Origin of the sequence: Mesorhizobium sp. CAU 1741 (genome assembly GCF_039839275.1) — a bacterium.
In the GTDB taxonomy this organism is placed as follows: Bacteria; Pseudomonadota; Alphaproteobacteria; order Rhizobiales; family Rhizobiaceae; genus Aerobium.
Genome location: NZ_JBDOQP010000002.1, coordinates 570,901 through 588,992, shown reverse-complemented (window position 1 = coordinate 588,992; position 18,092 = coordinate 570,901). Strand labels below are relative to the sequence as shown.

The 18,092-nt window shown below is 64.7% G+C and carries 8 protein-coding genes; 4 read left to right on the top strand and 4 right to left on the bottom strand.

What is annotated here, in order from left to right; genetic code table 11:
- Positions 1–73: 73 nt before the first annotated feature.
- Positions 74–1,276, bottom strand: a complete 1,203-nt coding sequence (gene opgC / locus AAFN84_RS09625) for an OpgC domain-containing protein (protein WP_347514335.1) — start codon at positions 1,274–1,276, stop codon at positions 74–76.
- Positions 1,277–1,578: 302 nt separating this feature from the next.
- Here opgC and AAFN84_RS09620 point away from each other — a divergent pair, with 302 nt between their 5' ends.
- From AAFN84_RS09620 to bfr, 3 genes are read left to right on the top strand one after another with little or no spacing between them, the layout of a single operon-like run.
- The gene (locus tag AAFN84_RS09620) at positions 1,579–1,818 is read left to right on the top strand and encodes a hypothetical protein (protein ID WP_347514334.1); all 240 of its coding nucleotides are present in this window, start codon (positions 1,579–1,581) and stop codon (positions 1,816–1,818) included.
- A gap of 56 nt (positions 1,819–1,874) precedes the next feature.
- Positions 1,875–2,186, top strand: a complete 312-nt coding sequence (locus AAFN84_RS09615) for a (2Fe-2S)-binding protein (RefSeq protein WP_347514333.1) — start codon at positions 1,875–1,877, stop codon at positions 2,184–2,186.
- The gene (gene bfr, locus AAFN84_RS09610) at positions 2,152–2,637 is read left to right on the top strand and encodes a bacterioferritin (protein ID WP_347514332.1); all 486 of its coding nucleotides are present in this window, start codon (positions 2,152–2,154) and stop codon (positions 2,635–2,637) included. The genes AAFN84_RS09615 and bfr overlap by 35 nt, the downstream gene beginning before the upstream one ends.
- Positions 2,638–3,086: 449 nt before the next feature.
- Here bfr and AAFN84_RS09605 read toward each other — a convergent pair whose 3' ends face one another.
- Together AAFN84_RS09605 and AAFN84_RS09600 are read right to left on the bottom strand one after the other, a co-directional pair.
- Complete coding sequence (locus tag AAFN84_RS09605; protein ID WP_347514331.1) at positions 3,087–4,877, bottom strand: glucan ABC transporter ATP-binding protein/ permease; 1,791 nt, start codon at positions 4,875–4,877, stop codon at positions 3,087–3,089.
- 190 nt (positions 4,878–5,067) lie between these two features.
- Positions 5,068–13,590 carry a glucoamylase family protein gene (locus AAFN84_RS09600; RefSeq protein WP_347514330.1) on the bottom strand — a complete coding sequence of 2,841 codons (8,523 nt, stop codon included), beginning with the start codon at positions 13,588–13,590 and terminating at the stop codon, positions 5,068–5,070.
- Between the two features lie 251 nt (positions 13,591–13,841).
- Between AAFN84_RS09600 and AAFN84_RS09595 the strand changes: the two genes are divergently transcribed.
- Positions 13,842–15,752 carry a methyl-accepting chemotaxis protein gene (locus AAFN84_RS09595; RefSeq protein WP_347514329.1) on the top strand — a complete coding sequence of 637 codons (1,911 nt, stop codon included), beginning with the start codon at positions 13,842–13,844 and terminating at the stop codon, positions 15,750–15,752.
- A gap of 31 nt (positions 15,753–15,783) precedes the next feature.
- On the opposite strand, the gene AAFN84_RS09590 is transcribed toward AAFN84_RS09595, so the two are convergent.
- A complete protein-coding gene (locus AAFN84_RS09590; protein WP_347514328.1) occupies positions 15,784–18,069 on the bottom strand; it encodes an NADP-dependent malic enzyme in 2,286 nt (761 codons plus the stop codon).
- Between the last annotated feature and the right edge of the window lie 23 nt (positions 18,070–18,092).

Sequence of the window (18,092 nt, the reverse complement as noted above, 5' to 3'; positions counted from 1 at the left end):
GCCCCCGGGCAGGGGGAGAGGTGGCCCGCGTAGCGGGTCGGAGAGGGGGTGATTCGCCGGGCGGAACCGCCCCTCACGCCACTCCGGAGGAGCGCTTGATCTTCTCCGGCAGCATGCGGTTCGACATGATGTCTGCCGCCTGCGGGCTTCCGATCCGGGCCGGTTTCGGGGCCCTGATGACGGCGCGGTACCACTCGATATACCAAGCCAGAGCGAACTGCAGCGCAATGCCTGCCACGATGATCAGTACGTCCGTCAAGAAGTCGGACTCATGCGTCTCGCGGAAGGCCTGAGCTGCCATCGACAGGATGGTGCCGGTGACGAAGACCGGCAGCGCGTGCCGTCCCATGACCGCCAGCGGGTTGGTGTCGGAGAGGCGCGCAACGCCGGACACCCAAGGCAGGACCGCAACGAGATAGGCCGCGGCGAGCACGTGAAGCAGCCTCGGCCCCGAGAGGTACGTCTTCTCGAAGCCGGTGAGCACGTTGGGCAAGCCCATCGAGACGTCGATGCCCCAGAGCGGAACCTGCACCCAGGCGAGTGACACGGCGAGATAGGCAGCCGCGCCACCGACGAGCCATTTGTTGACCGGCAGGCTGCCGCCGCGCTTGACGTGGATCATCGACGCCAGCCCAATGACGAACAGGAACTGCCACGACAGCGGGTTCAGGAACCATACGCCTTCATTGGGGAAGTTGGGCGGGCCGATGCGAAACAGGCCGGCCGCAAACCACAGCGCGCCCGAGGCCGCCACCATCCATCCGAGCCCATATCGCCCGATCAGCAGGAAGGCCGGGATCAGCAGCAGCACCACGGCATACATCGACAGGATGTTGTTGTAGCCGAGCTGATGGCCGAAGGTGACGATGCCGAGCAGCGACTCCGCCGTCTGGTCCATGATCGGGCCGATATTGATCTTCTCCAGGAGCTCCGGCGTCGCGAAACGCAAGGCGAAGAAGGCGAAGATGCCGATCGTCGCCATCGTCGTGCCGAGCTGTGCGATGTAGAGCACACCCGCCCGCCGCCAGACCTTCAACGTCGTCGGCAGCGCCATGCCGGGCTGGAATTTGAGCCCGTATGCAAACGCCGCCGAAATGCCGGAGATCAGCACGAACGCTTCGGCAGCATCGGAAAATCCGAAGTTCTTGCTGGTGAAGGGCTCGAACGGATTGTTCGGCACGTGATTGATGAAAATGGTGATGAGGGCGAGTGCCCGGATCACGTCTATGCGGGTGTCACGCGTTGCGGGAAGAGTGGTCGGCAGCGGCTTTGTCATGCGTATCAAGGCATAAGGCGGCTTTCGGTTCCCGAAAAAGAACGCGCGCAAGTCCATCCAGGTGTTCACAAATTGTGGCTTTGCATGACGTGCCGGGTCGCTTGCAAGCGACGTGCGGGCGTGCCTCGGGCACACTATCGGGCCGGCCCCGAATGCTCTTTAGAATCTTTCCAACCTATTGATCCTTGAGCACTTTTGTCATGTTTGAATTGACAATGCGTGGGGGGTCGGTGTTAAAAGAACATGCCAATAAGGCGTAACCTTTGATGTCTGGGCCTTGAACCCTTTCGATTGGAGGCAGGATGCACTCGACTGTCATGCGGCGTTTCGACGCCGACATCCCCACTCTGCCGGAGCGCGCGCGGCGCAACGTCGTATCGGTCTCCCCTGTCGCGGCGACGGTGCTGCTGACGGCAGCCGTCTTTCTGTTGCCCGCACCGAGCGACCAGAGGCCGGCACGGGCCTCGATCGATGAAATCAGCGTGTCGGCTACCCATATTCAGCTTTATAGCGCCGCCCGAAGGGACATGGCGCGCCGTTGAGACGAGTTCTAGCCCGGCTGTCCCTGAGCGCGGCGGCCAAGCCAATGAGTAGGTAAATGCTGGTCTGCCACTGCAACCTCATCACCCAGAAAGAAATCGAGCAGACGATCACCGAAATGCTCGATGCCGACCCGTGGCAGCTCATCGTGCCTGCGAAGGTCTATCATACGCTCAAAAAGCGTGGCCGCTGTTGCGGCTGCTTCCCAAATGTGGTGGAAACGATCATTCGGGTAACCGAGGATTATCACCGGCGTCTCGGCGCGGGTGAAACAGAGATCGTACCATTCCTGGACCGCGTGCGTGGACTGCGCGGCCAGTACGGGAGCATGAGCCATGAAGGGCGAACCACAGATCATAGAGCGGCTTAACGAAGCCCTGTTTCTGGAGTTGGGTGCAGTCAATCAGTATTGGCTGCATTTTCGACTCCTGGACGATTGGGGATACGCGAAGCTTGCAAAGAAGGAGCGTGCGGAATCCATCGAGGAGATGCACCACGCCGACAAGATCATCGAGCGTATCATCTTCCTCGAAGGCCATCCGAACCTGCAAAAGGTTGGAGCGCTGCGCATCGGGCAAAACGTCAAGGAGGTCCTCGAAGCGGACCTCGCCGGCGAATACGATGCGCGCACGTCCTACAAGAAGTCCCGCGAGATCTGCAACGACCTCGGCGACTACGTCACGATGAAGCTTTTCGAGGAACTGCTGAGCGACGAGGAAGGCCATATCGACTTCCTCGAGACCCAGCTCGAACTGCTCGACACGATCGGCGAGCAGAAATACGGCCAGCTCAACGCTGCTTCGGCAGACGAAAGCGAATAGCCGTAGCAGGCCAACGAACGGCGACGGCCCGGTACATTGTGCCGGGCCGTTTTCGTTGGGGGGTGGGCGATTGAAAGGGGGTCTTTCTGCGCCTTCGGTTGACCCCCGCCCTGAATACAAGGCGGGTCATGACGTGCCGTTGCGCCATTGTGACGTTCAGGCATGGATCCCCGGGTCTCCCTTCGCCTTGCTCCGGTCGCCCGAGGATGACGATCTTGGTTATGCATTCATGGCAATCGCCTGCGCTGGCGATTTCCATATGACGCTTCCACCTTTCGTCATCCTCGGGCGACCGGAGCGAAGCGGAGGAAGACCCGGGGATCCATGCCTGAACGTTGGCGGTATGCGAGACGAGCCCATTACGGGCCCGCGCTCCGCAATTCCCGGATCAACAAGTCCCCGATAGCTTCGGCTTCCGGGATGACGCCCTGCGAAGGACCCCGGTCGCCTTACGCCACTTCCGGCGACAGGTGCGGCACCTCGTGCAGCGGCACGGCCTTCAGGCGATCCTTCTGGTCGAGGAGGCCGCCGGCGCGCAGCAGCGAGGCGAAGCGGCCATTGTCGCGCGCGGCGAGTTCGTGGAAGCCGCCGATCTCGACGATCCGTCCCTTGTCCATGAAGATGACGATGTCGGCGTCGCACACGGTCGAAAGCCTGTGGGCGATCACGAAGGTGGTGCGGTTGGCACGCAGACGGTCGATGGCATCCTTCACCTTGTTTTCGGTCTCGACGTCGAGAGCGCTGGTCGCCTCGTCCAGAACCAGGATCGGCGCGTCCTTGAGCACCGCCCGGGCAATGGCGATGCGCTGGCGCTCGCCGCCGGACAACTGCCCGCCGCGCTCGCCCACCAGCGTGTCGTAACCATCGCTCTTGGCGAGGATGAACTCCTGCGCTGCCGCCGCCGTCGCCGCCGCGTGCACCTCGTCGTAGGGTGCGTCGGCGCGGCCCAGCCGGATGTTTTCCTCGATGGTGCGGTTGAGCAGCCCGGCATCCTGGAACACGGTCGCGATCTGGTCACGCAGCGAGGTACGCGTGATGGTGCGCGTGTCGATGCCGTCGACGCGGATCGAGCCGGATTTCGGATCGAAGACGCGCTGAAGCAGGTTGATCAGCGTCGTCTTGCCCGCACCGGTGGGGCCGACGATGGCGACGGTCTTGCCGGCGGGCACGTGGAAGGTGATGTTCTCCACGCCCTCGCCGGAATCCGGGAACTGGAAGCAGACATCGTCGAAGGTGATGTCACCGGTAAGGCGACCGACGGGGTACGTTCCATGCGGCTCGCTGCGCTCGCTGGCCGCGTCCTCGAGCTCGTAGAAGGGCTCGAGCTTGGCGCGTGCCTCGAAGATCTGGTTGACGAAACCGGTGATCTGGTCGAGGCGGCCGATCAGCAGCGTCGCGAAACCGGCGAAGGCAACGATGTCGCCGATGCGCAACTCGCCGGCCTGGACGAGAAACGCGCCGATGATCAGCACCACCATCATCGAGATGGTCGCCGACAGGCGCTGCAAGGCGCTGGCGATGGCCCACCAGTTGAGTACGGGGAACTGCGCGCCGATCAGGTCGGCGCTGTAGGCGCGCAACGCCTCAGCTTCCCGCGACAGCCGACCGTAGCTCTGCAGCACGGAGACGTTGCCGATGGAATCGCTGACATGGGCGAAGACGCGATGATAGTGACGCTCGACCTGGGCCTGGCCTTCCTTGGTCTTGGCCATCACCGACCGGCTGATCGCGACGTAGCACGCGCCAAGGCACAGCAACACGCCGGCCATGCGCCAGTCGAGGGTGATGGCCGTGGGGATCAGCAGGACGAGGGCGACGGCGGTCGACAGGTGCTGGCGCATGAACTCCAGCCACAGCGAGAACAGCGTCTCGACCGCGCGCAGAAGCGTGTGCAGCGACTGTGACGTGCCGTGGCGGTGATGCCATGCAAGCGGCATGGCGATGACCTTTTCGAACGACTCCGTCAGCACCTCGACCCGTCGTTGATGGGCAAGGCGATCGGCACCACGCGCCACCAGCACGAACGCGACGATGTTGAACGCGCCGAGGCCAGCCCACACTGCCACTTCGTTGATGATGTTATGCTCGTCGGAGATTGCCTCGATGATACGGCCGAACAGTATCGGCTCCGCGATCATCGCGACGGCGAGAAAGACGTTGGCTGAGCAGATGACGGCAGCCCGGCGCTTTTCAGCAGCCAGGTAGCCCAGGGCTCGCCAGTAAATATCGAGAAGGGTCAAAGAGCTTTCCTCGCGGTCTTGTTGCACCGCATCATCGCGCGACGCTATGCTTCGGCTCGATACTTCTCAATGGAAAAATGGCGATTCCGTTGCGAGGTAATATACAAGAAGAAAGACAGGCCGTTACGATCCGTGATCGTGTAACGGTATGAAATAATTATGAAAAAGGCCAATTCATGGCGAGACGGCGCTAATGTGTCATTACAATAATTTCATGTTCTCCATTTTTGTGCAGCGCAATATCCATTGACTCCGCAGGGACTCCCGCGTCGGCGCTGGGGTCTTCGCGCTGCACAATGATCGTATAGGTGGCGTCGCCGAGCTTCAGCCGCGCCGTGAAGCCTTTCCAGGCCGAGGGAAGGGCCGGTTTCACGACAAGCCTGTCGCCGTTGCGGCGGATGCCGAGAATGTTCTCGACGGCGACGCGGTAGAGCCATCCGGCGGACCCGGTGTACCAGGTCCAGCCGCCGCGGCCGCCCTTGTCGCCTTCGGAATAGATGTCCGCGGCCACCACATAGGGCTCCACCCGGTAGAGATCCGCCGCCGCCTCGTCGAGAGCGTGGTTGACGGGATTGAGCATCGAAAACACCCGCCACGCGTCGTCGGCACGGCCGAGTTCGGCGAGTGCAGCGACGAGCCAGGTCGCCGCGTGGGTATATTGCCCGCCATTCTCGCGCACGCCGGGCGGATAGCTCTTGATGTAGCCGGGTTCCTTGTCGGTCTTGTCGAAGGGCGGCGTGAACAGCCGGGCGATCTGCAGATCGTCGTCGACGAGCAGTTCGAGTGCCTTGTCGAGTGCGGCCCGCGCGCGCTCGGTGTTGCCGGCGCCGGACAGGACCGACCAGGATTGCGCGATGGAATCGATGCGGCATTCATCCGAGACGCTGGAGCCGAGCGGTGTGCCGTCGTCGAAGGTGCCGCGTCGGTACCACGCGCCGTCCCAGCCATCCGCGTCGAGCGCGGCTTGCAGCTTTTCAGCATGGGTGCGCCAGGCGCTGGCATGCGTTGCGTCGCCGCGCTCATCTGCCAGCCCGGCGAAATCGCGCAGGGCCTTGAGCAGGAACCAGCCAAGCCAGACGCTCGTTCCGCGGCCCGCCTCGCCGACACGGTTCATGCCATCGTTCCAGTCGCCGCCGAGGATCAGCGGCAGGCCGTTCTCGCCGGTTCGCTCCACCGCGAGGTCGAGGGCGCGGGCGCAATGGTCGTAGAGCGATGCCGTCTCGCCTGCCGGTTGCGGCGTGAAGAAGGCATCATGCTCTCCGTCCTCCAGCGTGCGGCCCTCGATGAACCGGATCCGTTCGTCGAGAATGGCGGTATCGCCGGTGACCCGCACATAATGATGCGTGCCGTAGGCGAGCCAGACGACGTCGTCGGAAATCATCGTGCGCACGCCGGCGCCGCTGCCGGGTAGCCACCAATGCTGGACGTCGCCCTGGGGGAACTGCCGCGCGGCGGCGTTGAGGATCTGTTCCCTGGCAAGGGACGGATCATGCAGAAGAAGCGCCAGCGTATCCTGCAACTGGTCGCGGAAGCCGAACGCGCCGCTGGCCTGATAGAACGCCGAGCGTGCCCGGATACGGCAGGCATAGGCCTGATAGGGCAGCCAGACATTGACCATGGCGTTGAAAGCGGGGTCGGGCGTGTCGACCTGGAGGGCGCCGGAAAAGGCGTCCCATTCCGCATGGTTGGCAACAAGCCGGTCTTCGAAATCCGCGCTCAGGTGCCGCGAGACGATCCCGGAAATCTCCCCGCTCGACGCCGCGTCGCCGAGCACGAAGGTGAGGTCGGCCGTGGCGCCTGCCGCGATTTTGACGTCGAAGGAGATCGCAGCGCATGGATCGCGTCCGGTCTCCAGGGAACTGGAAAGGGCAAGGCCGCGCCGCACCGCATGCGGGATCCGGGTCGAGCCGTCGGCACCGAGAAATTCCGTCCGGTCGCAGGTAAAGCTCTGGTCTGCCGCGTCACAGGCAAGAAACGCCACCCGGTCGCCGTAGTCGAGGTGATAGGGATTTGCGGCGGTCAGAGCGCCGGTGGCGTCGTCCCTGCCGGACACGATATAGGGCGCGCTGCGGGCCCGGTTGTTGCCCAGGACCCATTCCGCATAGGCGTAGACCCGCAGCCGCGCCGGCTTGCCGGCGCTGCTGGCGAGACGCAGCCGCTGCACCTTGACGGCATCCGCCGGGTCGACGAGCTGGGCGAGTTCCGCCGTTAAAGTGGGAAGCGTGGCGGAGAACGTCGAGACGCCGCGTTCGTGCCGTGCCTCATAGCGCGCGGCCGGGTTGCGCACGACGCAGGATTGCGGCGAGAAAGTCTCGCCGGTGTCCATGTCGACGACGTAGAACGCCTCTCCGGGCCGGTTCGTCACCGCATCGTTCGACCATGGGGTGAGCTGGAAGTCGCGGCTGTTGCGGCTCCAGGTGAACGAGGCTCCGCCCGACGAGGTGTGAAAGCCGAAGTCGCGGTTGGCAATGACGTTGATCCATGGATGCGGCGTGACGCTGTCGCCCGACAGGCGCACGACATAGGCCTTGCCATCATCGGCAAAGCCGCCGAAGCCGTTCCAGAATGCCAGATCGTCACCGGCGACGGCCGGTGCCGGCGTGTCGCTCGCAGACGGATGCCAGGTCGGCGCGGCGAGTGCGGCAGGCTGGGCGACGGTTGCCTCGCGCAGCGCCGCATCGGTGACCAGCGCGGTCTGCTCGGCGCGCTCGATCTGGTCGAGGATCGGACCATTACGGGTGTGCATGACGATCCGGGCAGACGCGATGAGCGTACGATAGGACGCCTCGTCCATCAGGTCGCGGCGTACGGCGAAGATGTGCTGGCGCGGTCCGAGTTCGCGGCCGCGAAGCCGGGCATTGTCGCACAGCAGCTCGATCGACTGCTGCAGGTCTTGGACGTAGGACGCGGCCTGTTCGTTGACGATGACCAGATCCGCAAGCAGGCCGTGCGCGCGCAGATATTCCTGCATGCGCAGCGCGTTGGCGACGATCGGAAGGTCGGCGACGTCCCCGATGCGAAGCGCGAAGATCGGGAAATCGCCGGAAATCGCCATCGGCCAGAGAGACGACTGGCGTCCCATTCCCGTGGCGATGGTCTCGGAGGGCGCGCGAAGCGCCGCATCGGGATAGAGCAGGTAGCGCGCCAGCTTCTGGACGATGGCGGCTTCGGCGAGGGTGATGCCCACATGCCGCGTCTGCACCTGCGAGCGTGTCCATGCCAGCATTGCCTGCCGCTCGTAGCTCTCGCCACGCAGGAAGCGCCGTGCCTCTTCCTCGACATCCGCGCGGTTGGCCGCTACCAGCGTCCAGAAGGTCAGCGATACCTTCTTGCGCGCAGGCACGCGCACCTTGGCGCGCAACGCCATCACGGGATCGAGCGTGAATCCCGTCGAGCCGGTGAGCTGGGCGCCGGCATCGAAAGCGGCGGCATTGGCGATCGAACGGCCGCGGCCGAGGAAGAGACGGCGGTCGGTTTCCGCCGTGACGTCGCGCGGCATCCCGGTCGCCGAGGTGACGAAATGCGCCAGCGCAATGGCAGGCTCGCTGTCGGTGCGACGACGGCGTTCGGCGAAGATCGTGGACCCGTCCGGGCCACCGAGTTCCGTCGTCACGAACATTTTCGAGAATGCGGGATGGGCGCTGTCGGATGCCTCCAGCGCCAGAGCCAGCTCGGCAAACGAGGTTATCTCGAGGTGGCGGTCCTGGTCGCCGTCGTTCCAGATGGTGATGTGGCGGGCTTCGCCATTGGCTTCCGAGACCACGACGCACTCGACTTCCGAGCGCAGCGTACCGACGGTCTTGGTGAAGGTGACCTTGTCGTCGCAGAAGAAGGCGCGGCAGGTTTCACCCGGCGCGCGCCTCGGCTCGGCGGTCGCCGACCACCATTCGCCGCTGGCGGGATCGCCGAGAAACAGGAACGTGCCGGACCGGTCCTCGCTCGGGTCGGCGTTCCAGCGGCTGACCGAAATCTGGCCGGCGCGGCTGTAGCCGGTGCCGGTCGCGTTGAGCATCACGTTGTAATAGCCGTTGGACATCACGTTGGTGGCGCGCGGGCTGCGCAACGGGTCGAGCACGAGGCGCGAATCCGGCCGGTCGTCGACCTGTTCGGGCTGCGCCCGGTCGTCGCCGGTCTCGTCGCGGATCGGCATCGCCGGCACGTCGCGGGGCGCCTTCTCCTGCATCAGCAGTTCGGCCGCCTCAATGACGGGGTCGGAATGGAAGCGGTCGCGCATGCGGCCTTCAAAGATGGCGTTGGCCACGGCGACGATCGACATGCCGTGATGGTGGGCCATGTAGTTGCGCACGACGGCGCAACTGCTGCCGTCAGGCACGCGCGCCGGCGTGTAGTCGACCGCGTCGTGATAGCCGTAGCGGCCAAGCGCTCCGGCCGCCTTCAGCCGCTGCAGGTTGGCGACCGCCTCAGCCGGGCGGAACTGTGCCGCCAGCAGGCTGGCGTAGGGCGCAATAACGGTATTCTTGGCCAGTCCGCGTTTCAGACCCAGTCCGGGTACGCCGAAATTGGTGTACTGGTAGGTCATCTCGCGGTCGCGCGCATTATAGGCGGCCTCGGAGATGCCCCATGGCGTGCGCTTCTCGCGCCCGTAGCTGATCTGCCTGCGGATGACGAGATTGCTGGTCTGGTTAAGGATTCCGCCGAGCGGCTCCTTCATCACCAGCGGCGGCATCAGATATTCGAACATCGACCCCGACCAGGACAGCAGGGCGCCGGAGAAGCCGATCCCGGTGACGGGACGGCCGAGCCGGAACCAGTGCTCGGTCGGCAGGTCGCCCTTGGCGATGCCGAACAGGCTGGTCAGGCGCGCCTCGGAGGCAAGAAGGTCGTAGCACGCCTCGTCAAGCTGGTCCTCGTCGACCCGATAGCCGATCGACAAGAGCTTGCGGTCCTTGCGCAGGAGGAAGGAGAATTCCATTTCGAACGCGAATTTGCGCGCCCGTTCGCGCAGCGCGCGCAACCGCTTGCGCAGCGCCTGCACCCCGTCGCCTTCCATGTGGGCGTCGGTCATATGCGCCTCACAGGCGATTTCGAGCTTCTCCGCCCACAGCGCCAGGTCCTCGCTGGCCGACGATGCGATCTCCTCATGCAGAGACTTTGCCAGGCGGGTGATGTCGCGCGCGGTCACGGTCAGGTTGATGGTGCGGATGGCGGCCACTTCCGGCTCGCTCATGATGGTGCCGACGGTGCGGCGCATGCCTTCGACGCGCTCCGAAAGACGCTGGCGCAATGGACGCAGCGACCTGCGGTCGTCGGGCAATGCGTGAAGCTGCTCCTCCAGGATCGACGCGGCATCGAGAATGCCGGCGAAGTCGCCCTGCAAGTGCGCGGCTGTCGCGGCGGCCCACGCATCGCACGCCGCCGATACCGCGATGAGATGGCCCGCCAGGTTGCCGCTGTCGACGGAGGAGATGTAGAGCGGCTGCAGCGGCTTCAGCGTGCGCGTGTCGTACCAGTTGTAGAGATGGCCGCGTCGGCGCTCCATGCGCTCGATCGTATCCACCGTCCGTTCCAGCCGGTCGACAGTCTCGGGAAGGCTGATCCAGCCGAAATCACGCGCCGAGACGACCGACAGCAGATAGACGCCGATATTGGTCGGAGAGGTTCGCCCGGCGACGACCGGCGTCGGGACTTCCTGAAAATTGTCGGGCGGCAGCATGTTGTGCTCCGCATCCACGAATGTCTCGAAATAAAGCCAGGTCCGCCGCGCGACCGTGCGCAGCGTGGCAGCGTCGGCCTTGGTGACCACCAGCCGATCCTCGGTCTGTGCCGAACGGCTGATGAGCCAGGCGAAGGCCGGCGAACCGATCCAGAACAGCGCGAAGAAGAAGGCGATGAAGGTGCCGGTGGTATCGGCGGCGAACGGCAAGGCGAGGCCGACGAAGGCAATCGGCAGCGCGCCACCCATCGCGCGGTAGTGGGCGAGCAGTCCGGTGCCGCCACGCGCGGCCTGCGAGGCGGTGCGCCACTCCAGGAGATTCTTGCGGCTGATGAAGAGCCTGTAGAGGGTCCGCAGGATCGCATCGCTCATCGACCATGCCAGATGCGCCATCAGGACGATCTTCGCGGCCACCTGGGCGCTGGCAAAGGCGAAGTCGCGGGCGAATGCGGCCACGTGGTTCTTCAGCGTGGCATCGCGGCCATGCGGAATGATGGCGTCGACGATGCCGTAAGTGAGCGAGAAGAACAGGCTGAGCACCAGGAGTGCCTGCCATTGCGCCGCCTGGGTGAAGGGAAGCAGGGTCCAGCCCGCGACCGACGCCGCTATCCAGACCATGGGCATCAGCGAGCGGCGAAGATTGTCCACCATCTTCCAGCGCGACAGGCCCGGCACGCCCGAAAGCGGGTTGAAGATCCATGGCAGGAGCTGCCAGTCGCCGCGTGCCCAGCGATGGTGGCGCGAGGCGTCGACGAGATAGCGCGTCGGATAGTCTTCGATAAGCTCGACGTCGGTGACCAGCGCGGCGGTCGCGAAGGAACCCTCGATGAGATCGTGGCTCAGGATGGCGTTTTCGGGAAAGCGGTCCTTGAGCGCCGCCTCCATCGCGTCGACATGGTACAGCCCCTTGCCGGTGAACGTGCCCTCGCCGAACAGGTCCTGATAGGTGTCGGACACGGCGAAGACATAGGGGTCTATGCCGCGATTGGCGGAGAAGACGCGCTGGAAGAACGACGCCTCGTCGCCGGTGGTAAGCGACGGGGTGACGCGCGGCTGCAGGATCGCATAGCCCGAGGAAAGCCGCCGCTCCGCATGGTCGATGACAGGACGGTTGAGCGGGTGGCTGAGCTTGCCGACGAGCTTGGCGACCGCGCCGCGGGTCATCCGCGTGTCGGCATCGACGGTCATGACGTAGTCGACATCGTCCGGCAGCGGATCCGAGGGCGGGAAGAACGTGGTGTCGAGGTCGCCGCGCAGCAGCGTGTTCAACTCATGCAGTTTGCCGCGCTTGCGCTCCCAGCCCATCCAGCAGCCTTCGGCGTCGTTGTAGAGCCGACGGCGGTGCAGCAGGTAGAAGCGGGGGTGGCCATCCTGGCCCGGATGACGCGTGTTGAGCGCGGCGATCTGCTTGCGGGCGTGTTCGAGGAGGTCGGTGTCGGCCTGGCTCTGTTCCGTCGGGCTGTCAGGCCAGTCGGAAAGCATGGCAAAATGCACCGCGCCGCCCATGTTGGCGAGATAGTGGACCTCGAGGTTCTCGACCGCTTCCTCGATGTCGTCGCGGCTGCCGATGAGGACCGGCGCAACGACGAGCGTGCGCGCGTGGGAGGAAACGCCGTCCTTGTATTCATAGCCGATCAGGCGCGTCGGCTTGACGACGAGGGACACCAGCGTGTTGAAAAATCCGGTAGCGGCTTCCGTCGCGGGCAGGATAAAGAGCACGACCAGCAGCGCGATGGCGCCGTCGCCGAGACCGTAGTCCTCCAGCGCCACCCCGGTCGCGGCCAGCAGGAGGATCGTCATCAATGCGATTGGTGCGAGCAGCGCCGGCCAGCCGATACGATGCATGGCGCGTCGGAACCGCGTCCTTGCCGGAACCATGCAGCCCAGTTCGCGCTCAAATTCTTCGCGCCTGGGCCCGACCAGGAAGCAGCCGACATCGAGCGCGTTGCGATCGCCTGAAGCATCGGCCTGTGTGCGCTCGGCAAGCGCGACGGCTTGTGCTGCGACGTCGAATTCCTCGCGTCCGGCCCGCTTGGCAAGCTTCTCGATGGCGCGGCGATAGGCATCGCGGGACTGGAAATCGAGCGCTGCAAAGCCCGTCCGGTCGCGCAGCAGGCAATCGATGCGGCTGACATCCTCGAACCAGTCGGTCCAGTCGATGTCATCGATCAGCCGCAGGCCCTTGATGATGTTGCCGGTGGTGACGTTGCCGGCCGACAGGTTGGCGTGTTCGGCCAGCGTGATCTCTTCGGCGTCGGTGTCCGCTTCCTCCAGCCTGGCTTCCAGCCAGGCCAAGCCGGTGCTCGATGCCTGCGATCCGTCGCGCAGTCGGTGCAGCAATTGCGTGGCGAAGGTGTGGTCGTGGGCGGTGCGCGCCTGCGCCTCGAGGATGGCCGTTTCTTCGCCGCCGGACGTGATCGCCAGCATGTCGGCGACGCTGTTCGCGGCGAGCCGCATGTCGCGCGCCCGTGCCACCCGGAGGGCCAGACGGCGCAGGTTCTCGACGAGGATGAAGCGCAGGATCGATGGAAGCGCCCACAGTTCACCGATCCGCAGCGGCTGGACTTCCTGGAACCCTTCGACGATCTCCCGGAAACCCTGCTTCGAGATCGCGCTGTCGGTGTGCGCGACGTAAAGCCAGGCGATGGCGAAGGTCCGCGGCACCTGCTGGCCTGCGAGAAGCGGAAGCTGCCTGTAGAAGCTCGGCGGCAGGTCACGCCGGATGCCGACAATCGCTTCCTCGACGACATAGGCGTTGTCGAGCAGCCATTCGGCGGCAGGCGTGACGCTCTCGCCGCGCTGCTGGGCGCGGTTGAGCGTATGCACGACCTTGCGGATATGCTCGGCATTCTCGGCGGTGCGCTGGCGCGGATCATAGGGCTGCAACGCCTGGGCGTCGGCGGCCTCGCCGCGCGCCAGCGCCGCACCCAGGGCACGCAGGTCGCCATAGTGCGGGGAGACCGCGCGGATAGGCACCTCGCCGCCGCGGGGCAGGGAAATCTCGGTGGTCCGAAGCTTCGGGCCTGAATGAAAATTCATGATGTGTTGAGCTCAAATGAGACCGGATACCGGCCGAAATTCTGCGTAAATATCTACAAGCGTGTGAATGCAGCAAAGTTCCGGCAGTTTTGAGGGGGTGCGCATACACGTTGTGTTGCAGCACGAAATATTGGCGCGCCTGGAGATTTGCGCACGCGCTCGAAGGCAGTTCTCGAAGGATTAACTATTTAAGATAAATCTTATGCGATCATAGAACCATGCAGAATAGGCGCGGGGCCATCGGGGGTCGCATGTTCAAGTTTTTCACTTCATCGATTGCATCCAGGATCGGTGCATTGACGGTGGCGCTCATCTTGCTCACCGCCGGCACCATGGTGGCCACGATGCATTTCGGCCTCAAGGATTCCGTCATGCGGGATGCTCTGAAGGACGCCAGAGAAGCTGGCCGCGCCATGGCCGTACTGTCGGGCATGTCGCTTGAAGGCGTCGATGTCGTCATCGAGAACGAAGCCATCAGGAGCGTATCGGCCACAACCATTCCGCCAATAGCCGATCATGGCCTCGTGGACAGGACGGCCGAGTCCATCGCCGGTGTTGCAACGGTGTTCCAGGCGCAGGACGGCGATTATGTCCGCATTTCCACCAACGTTCTCAAGGAGGACGGCAACCGCGCGGTCGGCACGAAACTGGCGCCCGACCACCCCGCCCAGCCGGTTCTGGCACGCGGCGAAGCCTATTACGGGCCAGCACAGCTCTTCGGTCGGGATTTCATGACCGGCTACATACCGGTCAAGGACCAGGCCGGCGCCAATGTCGGCATCCTATTCATCGGCATTCCGATGGAAGTCTATTTCGCGAAGATCAATTCCATGCTGATGCTGGTGGCTGGCGTGGGCGCCATCTGCATGGTGCTGTTCGGCACCATCGCCTTCTTCTCCATTCGCGCCATGATACGACCGATGGCGACGCTGACGGAATCGGTACGCCGCCTTGCGGCGGGCGACGCGACGGCTGAAGCACCGCATCAGCAGCGCAAGGACGAGTTCGGCGAGATCGGCCGCGCGCTGGCGGTGTTTCGCGACAACGCGCAAGAGAAGGCGCGCATCGAGAGCGAGAACGTGGCCCAGCGCTCCCAGTCCGACGCCGAGCGCACACGCAACGACGACGAAAAACGCGCGGTCGATGCGGAAATCGCCGCCGCCGTCGAAGCTCTTGCAGGCGGTCTCGACGCATTGGCGCATGGCGACCTGACCAGCCACATCGATACGCCGTTTACCGGCCGCCTCGAACAGTTGCGGGTCGACTTCAACACGTCGGTCGCGCGTCTTCGCGACACGATCGGCGAGATCAGCAAGGCCACCCACGCCATCGACGCGGGTTCGGAAGAAATCCGCCACGCGGCCGACGACATGTCGAAGCGGACAGAGCGCCAGGCCGCGTCCGTCGAGCAGACCGCGGCCGCGCTGGAAGAGATCACGGCGACGGTGCGCGACTCCACCCGCCGGGCGGAAGAGGCACGGCAGCTCGTCTCGCGCACCCGGACAGGCGCGCAGGAATCCGGTGCACTGGTCCAGAACGCGGTGGCCGCGATGGGGCGCATCGAGACCTCGTCGCGCGAGATATCCAACATCATCGGCGTGATCGACGAGATCGCGTTCCAGACCAATCTCCTGGCGCTGAATGCCGGCGTCGAGGCGGCCCGTGCCGGCGAGGCGGGCAAGGGCTTCGCGGTCGTTGCCCAGGAAGTGCGCGGGCTGGCACAGCGATCGGCGGAGGCCGCCAAGGAGATCAAGGACCTGATTTCCACGTCGGCGACGCAGGTGGAGCAGGGCGTCAGGCTCGTCGGCGACACGGGAAGTTCGCTTGAGAAGATCGTCGCCGAGGTCAACGAGATCAACGACCACGTCGCCGCGATCGCGGAAGCCGCGCGAGAACAGTCGTCAAGCCTCGCGGAGGTGAATACCGCAGTCGGCACCATCGACCAGGGCACGCAGCAGAACGCCGCGATGGCCGAGCAATCGACCGCCGCAAGCCATGGCCTGGCGCGCGAAGCAACGGCGCTCAATGCCTTGATCTCGCGCTTCTCGATCGACGGCAGCGGGTCGAGCGGCGGCACCGCCATGATGGCGAACCAGCTTCACGCGGTCGGCCGTGTCATGCGCCAGCCGTCGAACGACCACGGCCGCGCCACGGGTTCCTGATCCGCTCAGCTTGCGGTGATGTCGCCGGGGCTCAGGCCCCGGCGTTGTAGGCTGCGATCGCCGCCATGTTGACGATGTCGGAATCCTTGGCGTTGAGCGACACGATCTGGACCGGCTTGTTGAGCCCGACGATCAGCGGGCCGATCACGGTCGAGCCACCGAGTTCCTGCAGCATCTTGGTTGCGATCGACGCGGAGTGGAACGCCGGCATGACGAGCACGTTGGCCGGCCCAGACAGCCGGCAGAACGGATATTGCCGCATCAGATTGGCGTTGAGCGCCACGTCCGCCGCCATCTCGCCATCATACTCGAAGTCGACGCGACGCTTGTCGAGGATGCGCACGGCTTCCTGCACCCGTTCCGAACGCTCGCCCTGCGGATGGCCGAAGGTCGAGTAGGCGAGCAGCGCCACGCGCGGCTCGTAGCCCATTCGGCGCGCGAAGCCGGCGGCTTCCTCGGCGATGTCGGCGATCTCCTCGGCATTGGGCATGTCGTGGATCGCGGTATCGGCGACGATGACCGTGCGGCCCCGGCACAGCGCCACCGAGACACCGATGACGCGATGGCCCGGCCGCGCATCGATAACGCGGCGGATATCGTCCAGCGCAGTCGAATAGTTGCGGGTTACGCCGGTGACCACCGCATCGGCGTCGCCGAGCGCCACCATGCAGGCGGCGAAATGGTTGCGGTCGTTGTTGATCAGCCGCTGGCAGTCGCGGAACAGGAAGCCCTTGCGCTGCATCCGCTCGTAGAGATAGTCGGCATAGACGGCGTTGCGGCGCGACAGCCGCGCATTGATGATCTCCATGCCGGGACGATCAAGATCGATGCCGGCATTGCGTGCATTGTCCTTGATGACGTCGTCGCGGCCGATGAGAATGGCGGTGCCGAGCTTCTGGTTCACGTAGGAAACCGCGGCGCGCATCACCTGCTCCTCCTCGCCCTCGGCGAAGACGACGCGCTTGGGCTGGCGGCGGACGCGGTCATGGATGCGCTGCAGCGTCGACGCGATCGGGTCGCGGCGCGCCGACAGTTCCTGCTTGTATTTCTCGAGATCGAGGATCGGCCGCCGCGCCACGCCGGTATCCATTGCCGCCCGTGCCACGGCAGCGGGGATCGCCGAAATCAGGCGCGGATCGAACGGTACGGGGATGATGTAGTTCGGCCCGAATTTCGGGCGGTTGCCGCGATAGGCTGCGGCAACGTCGTCCGGCACGTCCTCGCGGGCCAGTGCGGCCAGTGCCTCTGCGGCGGCCACTTTCATGGCGTCGTTGATCGTGGTGGCCCGCACATCGAGGGCGCCCCGGAAGATGTAGGGGAAGCCCAGCACGTTGTTGACCTGGTTCGGATAGTCCGAGCGTCCGGTCGCCATGATCGCGTCGGTGCGGATCTCCGAAACCTCTTCCGGCGTGATTTCAGGGTCGGGATTGGCCATCGCGAAGATGATCGGGTTCTTGGCCATCGACTGGATCATCGCATTGGAGAACGCCCCCTTGGCGGACAGGCCGAAGACGATATCGGCGCCGTCCATGGCGTCGGCCAGCGTGCGGGCGTCGGTCTTCACCGCATGCGCCGACTTCCACTGGTTCATGCCTTCCTCGCGGCCCTGATAGACCACACCCTTGGTGTCGCACAGGATCACGTTTTCGGGCGAGAACCCCATCGACTTGACGAGTTCAACACAGGCGATGCCGGCAGAGCCGGCGCCGTTGCAGACGAGCTTCGCCGTCTTCATGTCGCGGCCGGTGATCGCCAGCGCGTTGATGAGGCCCGCCGCCGCGATGATCGCCGTGCCGTGCTGGTCGTCATGGAACACGGGGATGTCCATGATCTCGCGCAGCCGCTGCTCGATGATGAAGCAGTCGGGCGCCTTGATGTCTTCCAGATTGATGCCGCCGAAGGAGGGGCCGAGGAAGCGCACGCAGTTGATGAATTCCTCGACGTCCTGGGTGTCGACTTCAAGGTCGATGGAGTCGACGTCGGCGAAGCGCTTGAAGAGGACGGCCTTGCCTTCCATCACCGGCTTCGAGGCCAGCGCGCCGAGATTGCCGAGGCCGAGGATTGCCGTGCCGTTCGAGATGACGGCGACCATGTTGCCGCGCGTCGTGTAGTCGAAGGCGCGCGACGGGTCTTCTGCGATCGCCAGAACCGGCACAGCCACGCCGGGCGAATAGGCCAGCGACAGGTCGCGCTGTGTCGCCATCGGCTTGGTCGGATTGATCTCGAGCTTGCCCGGCCTGCCCATGGCATGGAAATCGAGCGCTTCCTGGGCGCTGACGGACGGTCCGCCCTCGGTGGTCTTGTCTTTCAACGGCATGAGTTGTCTGCTTCCTTCCCCGG